Annotated in this window: 14 protein-coding genes; 5 read left to right on the top strand and 9 right to left on the bottom strand. The window is 55.2% G+C overall.

Going from position 1 to position 13,507, the window contains the following annotated elements; translation table 11 throughout:
* Nucleotides 1-31 precede the first annotated feature (31 nt).
* Complete coding sequence (locus JZX87_RS23380) at nucleotides 32-397, bottom strand: response regulator (RefSeq protein ID WP_148147182.1); 366 nt, start codon at nucleotides 395-397, stop codon at nucleotides 32-34.
* A gap of 856 nt (nucleotides 398-1,253) precedes the next feature.
* Here JZX87_RS23380 and nhaA point away from each other — a divergent pair.
* Complete coding sequence (gene nhaA / locus JZX87_RS23385) at nucleotides 1,254-2,438, top strand: Na+/H+ antiporter NhaA (RefSeq protein WP_206828294.1); 1,185 nt, start codon at nucleotides 1,254-1,256, stop codon at nucleotides 2,436-2,438.
* A gap of 229 nt (nucleotides 2,439-2,667) precedes the next feature.
* On the opposite strand, the gene JZX87_RS23390 is transcribed toward nhaA, so the two are convergent.
* Nucleotides 2,668-3,486, bottom strand: coding sequence for an alpha/beta fold hydrolase (locus tag JZX87_RS23390; protein WP_206828322.1), 819 nt, complete (start codon nucleotides 3,484-3,486; stop codon nucleotides 2,668-2,670).
* 230 nt (nucleotides 3,487-3,716) lie between these two features.
* Between JZX87_RS23390 and JZX87_RS23395 the strand changes: the two genes are divergently transcribed.
* Nucleotides 3,717-5,792, top strand: a complete 2,076-nt coding sequence (locus JZX87_RS23395; RefSeq protein WP_286195015.1) for an ATP-binding protein — start codon at nucleotides 3,717-3,719, stop codon at nucleotides 5,790-5,792.
* Nucleotides 5,793-5,896: 104 nt separating this feature from the next.
* Here JZX87_RS23395 and JZX87_RS23400 read toward each other — a convergent pair whose 3' ends face one another.
* The 5 genes from JZX87_RS23400 to JZX87_RS23420 all read right to left on the bottom strand — a co-directional run bounded on the left by JZX87_RS23400 (nucleotide 5,897) and on the right by JZX87_RS23420 (nucleotide 9,186).
* Entirely contained in the window at nucleotides 5,897-7,081 is a 1,185-nt protein-coding gene (locus tag JZX87_RS23400; protein ID WP_206828296.1) for a GAF domain-containing sensor histidine kinase, read from the bottom strand.
* 124 nt (nucleotides 7,082-7,205) lie between these two features.
* A complete protein-coding gene (locus JZX87_RS23405) occupies nucleotides 7,206-7,658 on the bottom strand; it encodes a response regulator (RefSeq protein WP_206828298.1) in 453 nt (150 codons plus the stop codon).
* 37 nt (nucleotides 7,659-7,695) lie between these two features.
* Nucleotides 7,696-7,995 carry a hypothetical protein gene (locus tag JZX87_RS23410; RefSeq protein ID WP_206828299.1) on the bottom strand — a complete coding sequence of 100 codons (300 nt, stop codon included), beginning with the start codon at nucleotides 7,993-7,995 and terminating at the stop codon, nucleotides 7,696-7,698.
* Between the two features lie 410 nt (nucleotides 7,996-8,405).
* A complete protein-coding gene (locus tag JZX87_RS23415) occupies nucleotides 8,406-8,618 on the bottom strand; it encodes a hypothetical protein (protein WP_206828301.1) in 213 nt (70 codons plus the stop codon).
* Nucleotides 8,619-8,868: 250 nt separating this feature from the next.
* Entirely contained in the window at nucleotides 8,869-9,186 is a 318-nt protein-coding gene (locus JZX87_RS23420) for a hypothetical protein (RefSeq protein ID WP_206828303.1), read from the bottom strand.
* Between the two features lie 185 nt (nucleotides 9,187-9,371).
* Between JZX87_RS23420 and JZX87_RS23425 the strand changes: the two genes are divergently transcribed.
* Nucleotides 9,372-11,069, top strand: coding sequence for an FAD/NAD(P)-binding protein (locus JZX87_RS23425; protein WP_206828305.1), 1,698 nt, complete (start codon nucleotides 9,372-9,374; stop codon nucleotides 11,067-11,069).
* Nucleotides 11,070-11,168: 99 nt separating this feature from the next.
* Here the strand turns inward: JZX87_RS23425 and JZX87_RS23430 are convergent, their stop codons facing one another.
* The gene (locus JZX87_RS23430; RefSeq protein WP_206828307.1) at nucleotides 11,169-11,342 is read right to left on the bottom strand and encodes a hypothetical protein; all 174 of its coding nucleotides are present in this window, start codon (nucleotides 11,340-11,342) and stop codon (nucleotides 11,169-11,171) included.
* 38 nt (nucleotides 11,343-11,380) lie between these two features.
* The gene (locus tag JZX87_RS23435; RefSeq protein ID WP_148148868.1) at nucleotides 11,381-11,617 is read right to left on the bottom strand and encodes a DUF6894 family protein; all 237 of its coding nucleotides are present in this window, start codon (nucleotides 11,615-11,617) and stop codon (nucleotides 11,381-11,383) included.
* A 122-nt stretch (nucleotides 11,618-11,739) separates the two neighbouring features.
* On the opposite strand from JZX87_RS23435, the gene JZX87_RS23440 reads away from it, so the two are divergent.
* Both JZX87_RS23440 and JZX87_RS23450 read left to right on the top strand, forming a co-directional pair.
* Nucleotides 11,740-12,456, top strand: a complete 717-nt coding sequence (locus JZX87_RS23440; protein WP_206828309.1) for a Crp/Fnr family transcriptional regulator — start codon at nucleotides 11,740-11,742, stop codon at nucleotides 12,454-12,456.
* A 322-nt stretch (nucleotides 12,457-12,778) separates the two neighbouring features.
* Nucleotides 12,779-13,270: a hypothetical protein gene (locus tag JZX87_RS23450; RefSeq protein ID WP_206828311.1), complete on the top strand. Its 492-nt coding sequence runs from the start codon at nucleotides 12,779-12,781 to the stop codon at nucleotides 13,268-13,270.
* Nucleotides 13,271-13,507: the final 237 nt, after the last annotated feature.

The following is a 13,507-nucleotide window of genomic DNA, read 5'->3' on the forward strand; positions in this document are numbered from 1 at the left end:
AGCAAGAATCCATTGCATTCTCCGGTATCGCTCAAAGCGACATCAGGCTGCGGATCGTGCCCACTACTTTCGCGTGGTCGTACGGCTTTGCGAGAAAAGGTATGTCTTCGGCCAAATTCCCCAACGGATTTACTCGACCTGAAGTGACAATGATCTTGATCGGCGGCCAGCGATCTCGCACAAAAGCCGCAAGCTTCATACCGTCCATAGTTCCCGGCATATCGATGTCGGTGAAAACGACCGCGATTTCCGGATGGTGCTCGATCATTTTGATGGCCTCGTCCGCATTGCCGGCAGAGAAAACGACAAAACCCTGATCCTCGAGTTCGTCCTCTATAGCCAAGCGTATGAGGGCTTCGTCTTCGACAACCAATATGGTGACAGGGAATGATTGCACGACGCCAGATCTCCAAACGAGGACAGCGGCTCTGCTTCAAGCCCTCGAACCGACCGTCCGATATCGTACAAACTAGTCTTTCTCTCAATGCGTTCCAGTCAGGCTCGAAAATTGTCCTGCAGGGCGTCCTATGCCTTGGAAGGCATGCCAATTTGAGCGTAGTTCGCCTGGAAAAGACGCACCCGAGAACAGGACGAAGATATGCATCCAGCGGCGGCAGTCACTCCGGGCTTCCTTGCCAACCACGCTGCCCGCGTATTCAACCGTTTGGTGGATAGGGCTTTGCGGCATCACGGGCTTTCGCTCTCTCTCGTCGGTCCAATCATGCTGCTGTTTAGAAGGGCCCGATGCTACAGCGCAACCATGTGCGCTCCTCGCCAATCAAGCAGCCAGCGATGGTTGCCCCTCTCGACATGCTGGAGGCGATATCGGGGAGGCGTTAGTGGCCTATGAGATGCGATGCGGGCGTTGGTCGGAGGGTCAGGGTGTGCCGAAGATTGCTCCCAGCATCATGAATCCTCACAATCGGCTGGCATCAACCTGATGCATAGCGCCCTCAACATCGCGAGCAAGCTGGCCATCCGCAGCCTTGCCGCCAAGCTGTTTGAACAGCCAACCGGATGGACCGAATCTTCCACGCTATAATGAATTGCCAAACTGAGGCATCATCGACGCTACCGTTTCACGCTCGTTCGTCGTGATCGCTGTCCTCGTCCGGTCGAAACGTCGTCAGCGGCAGTGGCAAAGTACGGCGCATTGGGTTAAGATAACTCGACAGCGCGTGCTGCGGTGCTGCGGGTTCCCCGGAAATCCACGGAGACTTCGATCAACCTTCCAACCAAGGGAGCGCGAACCCATGTCTTCGACAGCTTCAAAGGGCCGCATTCAATCAACTCTCCGCCACTTTCTCGACAAGGAGGCATCTGGCGGTGTTGTCCTCATGATCGTCGCCGTCCTGGCGATCATTACGGCGAACTCGCCGGTCGCTGAGGATTATTTCCACGCACTGCACGTTTATATCGGCCCGCTCAGCCTGCAGCACTGGATCAATGACGCGCTGATGGCCGTCTTCTTCCTGCTCGTTGGGCTCGAGATCAAGCGCGAGATGCTGGACGGCCAGCTTTCCTCGTGGAGCCGACGCATCCTACCCGGTGCGGCCGCTGCGGGCGGCATGCTGTTTCCGGCATTGTTCTTCGTCTTCTTCAACCGGCAGGATCCCTCGGCGCTGCGAGGATGGGCAATCCCGACCGCCACCGATATCGCCTTCGCGCTGGGTGTGATCTCGCTGTTCGGATCGCGCGTACCTGCATCGCTCAAGATCTTCCTCGCGGCACTGGCAATCATCGACGATCTGGGCGCCGTTATCGTCATTGCCATGTTTTACACCGAAGATCTCAACCTGATGGCGCTTGCCGGCGCTGCAATCGTGCTCGGCAACCTGATCATCTTCAATCGCATGAAAGTGACGGCGCTTTGGCCCTATCTGGTTCTCGGGGCAGCGCTGTGGGTCCTGGTTTTTGCGTCAGGTGTTCACGCGACGCTGGCTGGCGTGATGCTGGCCCTGACGATCCCGCTGAAGCTGACGCCTGGCACGCCGGAAGCCACTCATGCCGAATCCCCGCTCCACAAACTCGAGCATAGTCTCCACAAGCCGGTGGCTTTCATCGTCGTGCCCGTCTTCGGTTTTGCCAATGCTGGTGTCTCGTTTGCTGGAGTGACGGCAGATGTTTTCGCTGAGCCTTTGACCATGGGCGTAGCGGCCGGTTTGCTGTTCGGCAAACTGGTCGGCATTCTCGGGACGGTCGCGCTTCTCGTCAAGCTGGGACTGGCCGACCTGCCGGCTAAAGCAAGCTGGGGTCAGATGATGGGAACCGCACTCCTGTGCGGGATCGGCTTCACGATGAGCCTGTTCATCGGCCTGCTCGCGTTCAATGATCCCGTCGTTCAGGATAATGTCAAAATCGGCATCCTCATGGGTTCCGTCGTCGCCGGAATTCTCGGCTCGATCTGCCTGATGGTATTCAGTCGTCGAGGCGGATAGCCAAAGGGCAGTGACATCCTTGAGCTCGCCGACGATAGCTCTTGATTGCCGACGGTTAGCAGCGGCACTTCGGGCGTCCATCGTCATCCCCTATGACAGTCAGCGGATCGCCCAGGTTCGGAGGATGTTGGAGACATCAAGCCCATCGAATGCCCTCTCGTGCCGAAAGGCTTGCTCGTCGCGTACGGAGCAAGCCTATCAACTAGCTAAATAACAGTCCTCGCCTTGGCTATGCCAAGAAATCGAGCAGATCCTTGTTCAGCCGGGCGGGTGCGGTGGCAAACAGACCGTGCGGCTCACCTTCATATTCAATGAGTTTTGCGCCTGGGATCGCAGCGGCCGCGGTCCGGCTGGATGGATCGATCGGCACGGTCTTGTCCGCCGTTCCGTGGATGATGAGGGTCGGGATGGTGAACGCCGAGAAATCGCCCCGGAAGTCAGTATTTCCGAACGCATCCACGCAATCGATCGTCGCTTTTGGACTGGCCATGATGCCGAGTGTAAAAGACCAGTCGAGAATGCCGTCGCTGACCGGGCTTGTGACCCATCCAACACCATAGAACGTCTTTGCGAAATCCTGAAGGAAGGCAAACCGGTCCTTGCGGATCTGGGATTTCATATCCTCGAATACGCTTACGTCCACGCCATCGGGATTACTTTGGTCCTTCAGCAGATAGCCCGCAACCGATGCAACCAGGATCGCTTTGGACACACGAGACGCCCCGTGGCGGCTCAGGTAGCGCGCGATTTCACCACCGCCCATCGGAAAGCCGACAAGTGCAACGTCCTGTAGGTTGAGTTCCTCAAGAACGCTTGCCAGGTCATCGGCAAACGTATCGTAATCATAACCGGTTGCAGGATGACCGGACTGACCAAATCCGCGACGGTCATAGGTCACGACCCTGTATCCGGCTTCGAGAAGCGCGAGGGTCTGATATTCGAACATGTCGCCGGTCAGCGGCCAACCGTGGATGAGAACCACTGGGCGGCCATTTCCCATGTCTTTTACATGCAGTTGCGTTCCATCTTTCCCCTCGACAAATGCCATCGGTATCTCCTCTTGCGTGACGGGGAGTAAACACTTCGACAGGACGCGGTGTTCCAGGTTAGACGCGAGCTTATGCTGCAAAAAACGAATAGCCCGATGGCTGGACATGGAAGCGCCTTGGTCTCGGATTTCGCATTCAACGGCTTAAATACTTTCAAAGCTTTCCCACTACACCATTTAAGTTGAGCTATGGCATTGGACCATGTGGCGCGTCAGACAGGAGCAGCGTTTTGAACTACTGGGAAGGCTTCGACTGGGCGAGTACGCGATTAGGTCCAAAAGAAACATGGTCGTCAGCGTTGCGCACGACCTACGACATCATGTCTTCTACCAGCTTTGGCATGTGCGCGACCTGGGGATCGGAAAAAACCTTCCTCTATAACGAAGCCTATGCGCCCTTCCTCGGAGATCGGCATCCCTGGGCACTGGGGCAACCTATCGACCAGGTTTGGCCCGAAGTGTGGCAGGAAATCGAGCCGTTGATTGCGCGGGCGATGGCCGGCGAAACCGTTTATCTGGAAAACCTTCACCTCGTGATGACCCGCAAGGGTTATCCGGAAGATACCTACTGGACATTTTCCTACAGCCCCCTGCGCGACGGAGACACCATCCAGGGATTTCTGGATGTCGCCTACGAGACGACAGAGTTACTCGCTGCGCAGTCACGCGACCGCGTTAACGCCGAGCGTGTCCAACTGGCGTTGAGCGCCGGGGCGATCATCGGCACCTGGGTCTGGGATATTCCGACGGACCAGTTCACCATCGATGCGGCCTTCGCGGATAGTTTTGGTCTCGATCCGGCATTGGGTCGCAGCGGGGTTCCCCTGGACCAGATCATTTCCACAGTCCACCCGGAAGATCGCGATGGGCTCGTCGCGGCCATCAATGATGCAATCGAACGGCGAGGGCATTATGCCTACCAATATCGCGTTCGGCGTCAAGACGGCAATTACTACTGGATCGAAGCAAACGGTCGTGTCGATTGCGATGCCGATGGGAAGCCGTTTCGTTTTCCCGGTGTGCTCATAGATGTTGACGATCGCCGTGCCGTCGAGGCGGAGCGCGACCGGGCGATCGCCATGCTGCAGGTTTTGAACGACGACCTGGAGCATCGGGTTGCCGAGCGTACAGCAGAACTCCTCAAGGCGGAGGAGGCGTTGCGCCAAGCGCAAAAAATGGAGGCCGTGGGCCAGTTGACCGGCGGCCTTGCTCACGACTTCAACAACCTGCTCGCAGGGATATCCGGAAGCCTACAACTCGTGACACGCCGCCTTAACCAAGGTCGCACGGCAGATGTCGAAAGATATCTCTCGGCAGCCCAGGGTGCCGTTCAGAGGGCCGCCGCATTGACGCACCGACTGCTGGCCTTCTCGCGCCGCCAGACGCTCGATCCGAAGCCGACCAGTGTCAATCGGCTGATCAACGAACTGGAGGATTTGATCCGTCGCACTGTTGGTCCGTCGATCGAGCTCGATGTGATCGGGACGACCGGCCTTTGGCCGGCGCTGGTGGACCCATCTCAGCTGGAAAACGCGCTTCTCAACTTGTGCATCAACGCCCGTGACGCCATGCCGAATGGTGGACGAATTACCATCAACAAGGATAACATCGTGCTGGATCAGGCTGCGGCTTCGGCGCATGACTTGCCTAAGGGTGAATATCTCCTGATCTGCGTGAGCGATAGCGGTACGGGTATCCCCGAAGACATCCGCGAGAAGGTTTTCGAGCCGTTCTTCACGACCAAGCCGCTCGGCGAAGGAACTGGGCTCGGCCTATCGATGATATATGGCTTCGCAAAGCAGTCCGGCGGACAGGTGACGATCTCGTCGGAAGAAGGAAAGGGCACGACCGTCTGCATATATCTTCCACGACATGTGATGGATGGTGATGTGAACGACGAACAGGCCGAGCAGCGAGTGCTTACGCGCTCTGAGCAGGGCGAAACCGTTCTGGTGGTCGATGACGAGCCGACAGTGCGAATGCTGATCTCGGATATACTGCATGAGCTCGACTACACGGTCATTGAAGCTGGTGATAGCGTTGCTGGCATGAAGATCCTGCAATCGGACGTCAGGATCGACCTCCTCGTCAGTGACGTTGGCCTTCCGGGAGGTATGAATGGCCGGCAGATGGCGGACGCTGCACGCCAGTCACGGCCGGATCTCAAAGTACTCTTCATAACCGGATACGCGGAGAGTTCGACTGTCCGCGATGGTCACCTCGATCAAGGAATGTCCGTCATGAGCAAGCCGTTCCCGGTGGAACTCCTAGCCGCCCGCGTGCGAGAGATGATTTCTCAGAACTGACGGGGAGGCGTTCATCTCGCTCTCGACCGTCAGCCGCTCAAGGCTGCAACCGAGATGTCAAGCGCGGTTTTGACTTAGTGCCGGCAGCTCGTCGGAAGGCATCGTCATTCGGGTAGGAGCGCCATCGGAATGCGCAGAGTGAACCGCGTCTCGTGCGAGGTGGAGACAATATCGATCCGGCCGCCATGCGCTTCGGCGATCCTGGAGGCGATGTAAAGTCCAAGGCCCAGACCTTCAGTACGTTCCTGACCGTGATGCCGGCTGAACGGCTGGAACAGCTTCTCCAGCGCGCTGTCCGGTATTGGTTTGCCGCCATTGGATACCGAAAGCTCCAGCCCGGTGTCCGATGTGGCCGCCATGACGAGCACGGGCAGATCGGCAGCCCCGTGGGTCAGAGCATTACCAAGCAGGTTAGAGAAGAGCTGTGCAATCCGTTTGTGGTCAACCGACACCTGTCGCTCCAGCGCAAAATGGGTAACGATCTCTCGTTCCGTCCAGACGCTCCGTAGTTCTCCCACAACCTGATCAAGGGCCGGCTGGAGTGGCTCATTCGACAGCTGAAGGGAGATGCCGCCGCCGAGGTGGCCGCGGGCAAAGTCCATGACGTTGTCGACCAAGTTCCCCATGCGATCAACGCTCTTCAGCATCATCGCGACCACTGTTCTGGCGCGATCGTCCAGAGTAGACTTGGTCAGAGGCCGTGCGCCAGCTCCGATCGAGGCAAGAGGGTTGCGCAGGTCATGCCCGAGCACGGCGATGAACTGTTCGCGGATTTCCGCGACCTCAATCTCTTCCTGGAGCCGCTCTTCAGAGGCGACGAGCCGATTGCGTGCATCCAGATGATTTGCAATCAGTTCTGCAAACAGCTTGAACATCGTCAGGATCTTGGAATTGTTCACCTGCGCCGGGCGTGGATCGATCGCGCACAACGTCCCGAAGAATGTGCCGTCACTCAAGGTAATCGGAACTGAGATATAACTCTGGAAGCCGTATTGCAGCGGCGTATGGTGCCCAATCCAGATATCGCTTTTGTCGACATGGTCGATTGCGACCGCCTCTTGATTTTGGCGGATCTCGTGGCAGATGGTGGTTTCGACCTGGAGTTCGCCACCTGGCTTTAGGCCGAAATCGATGTTGTCGAGAACCTCGCAGGCAATCCACCGTCCCTCGGTGACACGAGCGACTGCAGCAAATCCCATGCCAGTGGTCTGGCGGATGACGTCAAAGATCGAAGATACCGCGGGAATATCGGCAATGGCATCGATGTCAGCTTGAAATTCGTGCGGCAATAATCTTGTCCGGTCTCGACGGTTGCAGTTATCGAAACGGACAGGGAGACGCTTGCTGTCCGAAACCTTATATCACCAAATTCAATCGCATAATTCTCTGATCGTCGTCAAAACAAGTTCTTGATTAATCGGGTTGTTGAGGAAACGAGCGTGGGTCGGAAGATTCCCCTTCTTCGGGGATCACAGCGCCAGAGGCGACAATGATGGAGATATCTGGCCAGTGCTCCCCGATGTAGTTGGCCAACTCAATCCCATTGAGGCGGCCGGGCATCTGCACATCCGTAACAATCAACTTCAAGGTATTGTGCTGTTTCAGGAAGGCGAGGGCGACGCGCCGGGGGCTACTGCTGAAATGTGCACCGGCCTCGCCCGCGGCAACGCCGGAGGTTTCAGGCGAGACAACCGCGTCGACAACAACTGATGCGCCCCCCCAACCGCGACCCCGTCGGCCGAGAGAGCCGCAGCCGATAGGGCTGTTGGCTCCGACGGCCTTCCTGAGCGCACCGTTCTTGACGTCACAGAGCAGCAGCTCGAAGAGGCTCTTGAATTTGAGGGCGTGAACGCGAAGCAGTAACATTAAATAGCGTTCCCGCGAATTGTAGGAGCGCTCACCCTTAATGAAGCGTGGCGCTTATGTTCGACGTCTGAATGGTATGGTTTCCTTGCGCGGTAAACTGACACGCAAGGTCGACCACTTGGGCAAACGAGCAATGCGGAGAATCGTACGGATCTCGCTCGAATAATTGCAAGATTTCTATAAGTTTGCGGGCGGATCCCGCCAGGCGGCGTTTTGTCGTAGGGTCGAAGCCTTTAAAGGTCTTAACGACTTCCATACGCAAGGCCTCGAAAAACATCCGTTTTTCTTTTGTGCTTAGGCGAGTTTCAAAATTCTCTTTGTCTAAAGCCTCAGTCACAGTCGCCTCCCAATATTGGTATGAATTCCCGACTTGTGAGATAGCCCTAACGTGGCACCACCCTAGCCAGCCCGAAGTCACCTTTGCTATCGCGACTTTGACTACGCTTCGGTCTGTCGGTTCTGAGGATGCTTTCATTTAGGCATACACACAACGTGGTCCGCCTAAGGTCGGGTGGTACTTCCAGCAGGCTGATTGCTTTCTGAAGGCCCCCGTGTGCCGCCATCGGAGTGCGGCGTTTTTTAGATAGCAGTAGGCACGGCTGGCTCCACGCTCTGAGACGCAGTGGTCGGGTTATTGTCCCCAGCAGGCGGCGTAACTGTCTGAGCAGCGGGGGTGTCAGTCGTTTCCCCCCCAGATCTCTGCGCCTATCCAGGCAAGCAACGCTAGCGTCAAGCCTGCGATTAGAACTATAAGCACCGGTCGGCCGGTGCGCCCCTGTCGTGCTTCGGTCCCGGTTTCATTGACCTTAGGATCGGTCGTAGCACGTCGCGTTTTGGATTGTTTCTCCGAGCGTCCTTGAGGCCCTTTTCAGCAGCCCTCGAAAGTTCCTCGCGGTTCTTGTCCGCATCGTCGCCGCTGCGAGCATCATCGCTTTCAGGATTGGGCTTCTTTTCCATCATCTTGCTCTCCATGGGGATGCACGCAAAAGGGGATATGAAGGCCTAGTCCATCCCTTTGAATACGCTAACTCAAAAGGCTATCGATAGTTGATTTGTTTGGCTCTGATACAACGATGATGTCGATGACAGCTGAAGCAACAAGAACGCGAATAATTTGTCAGAACGCGGAAAAATGTCCGACTAAAACGAGAGACGCTCGGTCGGTTGATGAAAAACTACGTTTCAGTGCACTTTAGTTCAGCATCAGTCATCACGATGGAAACATCCTTGCCGACGCGGAGACTTCCTTGCGCATCGCATCGAGTGACCCGCGAAGGACACGGATCTCTGCACTGAGCGCAGGAGCCGCGTCTTGCTGCTCCCAGTAGAGAAGGGTGTTGTGCCAACCAGTGGTGGTTTCGATCAATCCGCGTACACGCTGCATCGTGCGCTCGTCTACCTGTATTGCAGCTCGCTCCGCGTTGCGGGCCAATTCCACGAGATCGTTCGCTTCGACCCCCCATATTGGCAGCGCCGTACGAAGCTTCAGAATCTGCGCATCGATGTCGTCAATCTGAGATTTTTCCATGAAAATGATATGGCTCTAATCTTTGAACCTTCAATGGGTATCCAAAACTAAAAGTTGAAAACGGAATCCCGAGCTGCAGTAGAAAATTGCGTTCAGCGCTTGGTCCGCTAGCGTACGGCGAGGGAACGCACACCGGTTTGGCCCGTTCAGAAGCAGCACAGCGCATGGCGGTGCGAGGAGCCCAAATGAGTAAACGCATCGCAATCGTTGGGTCCGGCCCGACAGGCATTTATGCACTTCAAGAATTACTTACCTGTAGCGCTAAACTTCATATCACGATCTTCGAGCGGAGCGAAATCGCCGGAAAGGGAACTCCTTACCAACGCGGCATCAATGACCCGTCGATGTTATCGAATATTCCCAGCGTAGAAATCCCACCACTACCGCAGACTTTATACAGATGGCTTCTTCTGCAGTCAGATAAGTATCTTGCTGAATATGACGTCACTCGAGATCAGATTTCAGATCGTGCCTTCTATCCACGTATAGTTGTCGGCGACTATTTTAAATCGCAGTTTTCCACGCTGATTGATAGTGCCTGCGCAACTCGTCATGAAGTCCAGGTGTCGGAAAGCTGTGAGGTAGAGGACATCACGCCTGTCGAGGATATGTTCAAGCTGACGATCGCAGGGCGTAATCGCGAAGACAATTGTGTCTTCGACTACGTCGTTGCAGCGACGGGCCACAGCTTTCCGACCAACCCTGAAAAATCACCTGGCTTTTTCGAGGCTCCATGGCCTGCGACTGCCCTGAAAACCATCCCGAGTGGAGAGGTGGCAGTTCTTGGTACCTCACTGAGTGCGATCGATGCGATCATGACTGTTGCGACTACGTATGGCAAATTTCGGCGGACGAAAAAGGGAATTCTGGAATACCGACCGAGCAAATCCGGCAGCTGCCTTCATATGACAATGATGTCTCGAAAAGGCTTGTTACCGGAGGCCGACTTCTATTTTCCCATTCCCTATCTCGAGCCCCGGATTTGTACAAAGCAGGCCGTGGATGATCGTACCAGGCTAGGCTCTAGTGGGCTATTGGACGATCTCTTCGATCTTTTCAAACAAGAGATTGCTGTCGCCGATCCTGAATACGCTGCAGCCATCGGCCTGGACGAACTAACAGTCGACGACTTTGCTGAAGCTTACTACGGCGTTCGGGATAAAATTGAGCCTTTTGAGTGGGCTAGGCAAAATCTTGTTGAGGCAGGCCGAAACTATAGCGCTGAGCGTACGGTACAGTGGCGGTACGCCATCTTAATTACACATGAGATTATCGAAGCTGCGGTCGATTGTCTAAATGCCGACGATCTAGAGCGCTTCAACCGTTCATTCAAAAGTATCTTCGCAGATGACTATGCGACGGTGCCGCATCTTTCGATTGAGCGTCTTCTCGCTCTCCACGAGTGTGGCCGTCTCGAAATCCTCGCTCTCGGAAACGATTCTGAGATTTCCAGCGACGGGCTCGCACGTGGCGTGACGGTAAATTCGGCTTGCGGACGAAGGGTATTTGACACTTTCATAGATGCGACAGGGCAGAAAAATCGCTCAGCTGCCGACCTACCGTTTCGAGGGCTGGTAGAGCGTGGCCTCATTTCTGAGGGATGGACGGTCACTACGACAGGCAACCAACGAAGAACTGGCGGCATAGATCTCGACGCACAATGTCGCCCGCTGATCTCTGGCACACAGCCGATCCGACGGCTCTTCTTCCCCGCAGTAGCATACCTGCTTCACAAACGTCCCTTCATCCAAGGTATTACGAGTGCGGCCGAATTGGGTAAAGTCGTCGCGCACTCGATCATTGCGGACGTCACAAGGCCTCATCGCAGCAGGCGACGGAGTGTTAAGAAGGTCCAAAGCTTACCGTTGGAAGCGGCTGCCTGACACCCTACGGACTTGTACCGGCGTAGATTTAGAAGTTTCGGCACTGGACAGCCTATCAGAGAAGCTCCCCTCATTCTGTGGTGGAGCTTTTTCCGCTAGTTATCGACTTTCGATCTCTTGCTGTGACAGCGTTACTGCTTCGGGGTTGTTAGTCCCGGGAATGAGTTCCATGACGACCACTTTTTTACCGTGCGATTTTTCAAGCTGCTTAACCGCATCGGACGCTGTCGCTCCCGTGGCTTTTTGGCTTCCGTCCTTCACCTTGAAACTCATCATCACTCGCTTTGGGCGTGGAACTATCGCAGCCCCAGTTACTCGAAACGGACGACCGACTTGAGCGGGATTTTGTCGAAGACCTCGCCCTGCTCGCTTGTGATCTCGAAAATCTGGCCATCAACAACTTCCCCTTGAAGTATTTTGTGCGCCAGTAACTCTCTTGCAGCGTGTCGAACTTCCTCGACGGCCAGGTCCAATGTCGCCAACTCAGTTCCTTCCGGATCTCGATCTAGGCGGTCGCCGTCACGAAGATGGAAATAGTATCTTGGCATCTGCCACCCATGAAGTTTAGCATGTTGTCAAAGCGTAACCCGGCTGGCCTCCACTTGTTCCGGCTGTTCGGGTGAGCAAGCGGCCCATATTGCATGCTGCTTTTGTGAGGGGGAACAGAGAGATGCGCATTGATTTCAATTTGGCGCGTGGCAATAAGTTACTGGCGCGTCTGCCAAGTGAAGACCTCAATGATGTCGCAAACGGGTTGGAGCCAGTTAGTCTCACCCATGGGGTGATGCTTGGTGAGGAAGGCCAGCCGATTGAGCACGTCTACTTTCTCACCAAAGGCATTTGCTCTGTGATTGCAAAAACACCTGAGGGCGCGCGGGCGGAGGCGGGCATCTTTGGCTACGATGGATATATTCCAACTTCTGCCATTGCTGATGTTGATGTGTACACATACGATGTTTACGTGCAGCTGGATGCTGCGGGCTATCGTATCCGGTACGATGACTTTCGCCATCTGATGGAAAATCGGCGAAATTTTCTCAAAGTTATAATCCGAGCGATTGAGGCATTTGCTGTTCAGCTTGCATATACGGCTGTCTCCAACGCTATTCATGATGTCAACGAGCGCCTCGCGAGATGGCTGCTTATGTGTGACGACAGAATTGATGGAAACGAGCTGCCGCTCACCCATGATTTCATTTCCATGATGCTCGCTGTCCGTCGCCCAAGCGTGACTACCGCGCTTCACGTGCTAGAGGGAAACGGTTTCATTCGAGCAGACCGGGGACTCGTCACGATCAGAGATCGTGAAGGAATGGAACAGTTCGCTGCCGATGCCTATGGGAAGCCAGAAAAGGCGTATGAACGCTTAATGAGCGGGCTTTTTTGAAAAGTCGTCGTGTCGTTGGCTACTGCTAGGGAATCGTGGCACAATGACATCTTCGTGCGAGTTCGTTTTCATGCGGAAACGGCGCTGTAGAGAGCGCTGGCGTGCTCTGTGGTTACGCCCATTCCCGTGTCGCTATGATGGCCTTCAGGTCGTCCCTTATTCTCCCAAATGTCATGGGCTTGAAGCATGATACGCTCGTTGTTTCCGCACCCATAACTAGCTCCAACCGTTCGATCCAAGCCCGGTCCAGGAGCCACTTTATCAATATCGTCGAAGCCATTGCCGACGCGCTGAACCATGCCAGAAGAACGGAGTCTCATCGTTGAAAACTGGAAGCGACGACATCCTCAGCGTGATTGCGGGTAGGGGACTAGCCGTTGTTCGAATACCAAATCCCAAGAAGTCGTTTGTCCTTGGCAGCCGACCGGTTTTGAAGCTCACGCCGCCGGAAACCAACGATTTAAGCGATCCAAGGGTTGAATTATTCTTTGCTATCGCGCCCGACGTTATGGTCGGGGTAGGCCCTCTCGATCAAGGCGAAGTCATCGTCGATATCAGCGACAAGAATGTCCGCTTAACGAACGAGAGCGTCTGCACTCAAAGTTCGCAAATAACAGGCAGGTCTAAGGAATTGATTGCGTCGCTTTCGCCATTTGTTGGGAGAAAAGTCGGGAAATTCCCGTTGCCTGAAGCGTGGGATGAACCTTGGTTTGACAGGTTGCGGACTAAGCCATTTCCCGTTTGCGGGAAGCTGACAATCCCCGTAACGTCTCCAGCGGTCGTCCCGGCACTGTGTCAGATGCTTCATACCTAACGACCGAGTCCGCACGCTCTTTGTAGTTGGGCCACGTTACTTTCCGGTTTGGGCCAAAAGATCGCAGTTTGGGCCAAACTTGGTTCCGTTTTTAAATCTCGATGTCGTCGGCACGCGGCATAGTATTTAGTTCCATAAGACAGATTATGCGATCTCTGTATGTAGCCGCAAAGTTAGAATGTCCTAATTCAGCAAAGTTAGACTGTCACACTCCCCGCGTTTGATAACGCGGAGACA

Origin of the sequence: Agrobacterium sp. Ap1, from assembly GCF_017313375.1 — a bacterium.
GTDB classification, from domain to species: domain Bacteria; phylum Pseudomonadota; class Alphaproteobacteria; order Rhizobiales; family Rhizobiaceae; genus Neorhizobium; species Neorhizobium cellulosilyticum.

Excerpts from the sequence above, each read along its gene's own strand:
- nhaA (WP_206828294.1), top strand. The coding sequence starts at position 1,254 with ATGTCTTCGACAGCTTCAAAGGGCCGCATTCAATCAACTCTCCGCCAC.
- JZX87_RS23390 (WP_206828322.1), bottom strand. The coding sequence starts at position 3,486 with ATGGCATTTGTCGAGGGGAAAGATGGAACGCAACTGCATGTAAAAGAC.
- JZX87_RS23405 (WP_206828298.1), bottom strand. The coding sequence starts at position 7,658 with ATGTTACTGCTTCGCGTTCACGCCCTCAAATTCAAGAGCCTCTTCGAG.
- JZX87_RS23415 (WP_206828301.1), bottom strand. The coding sequence starts at position 8,618 with ATGATGGAAAAGAAGCCCAATCCTGAAAGCGATGATGCTCGCAGCGGC.
- JZX87_RS23420 (WP_206828303.1), bottom strand. The coding sequence starts at position 9,186 with ATGGAAAAATCTCAGATTGACGACATCGATGCGCAGATTCTGAAGCTT.
- JZX87_RS23425 (WP_206828305.1), top strand. The coding sequence starts at position 9,372 with ATGAGTAAACGCATCGCAATCGTTGGGTCCGGCCCGACAGGCATTTAT.
- JZX87_RS23430 (WP_206828307.1), bottom strand. The coding sequence starts at position 11,342 with ATGAGTTTCAAGGTGAAGGACGGAAGCCAAAAAGCCACGGGAGCGACA.
- JZX87_RS23435 (WP_148148868.1), bottom strand. The coding sequence starts at position 11,617 with ATGCCAAGATACTATTTCCATCTTCGTGACGGCGACCGCCTAGATCGA.
- JZX87_RS23440 (WP_206828309.1), top strand. The coding sequence starts at position 11,740 with ATGCGCATTGATTTCAATTTGGCGCGTGGCAATAAGTTACTGGCGCGT.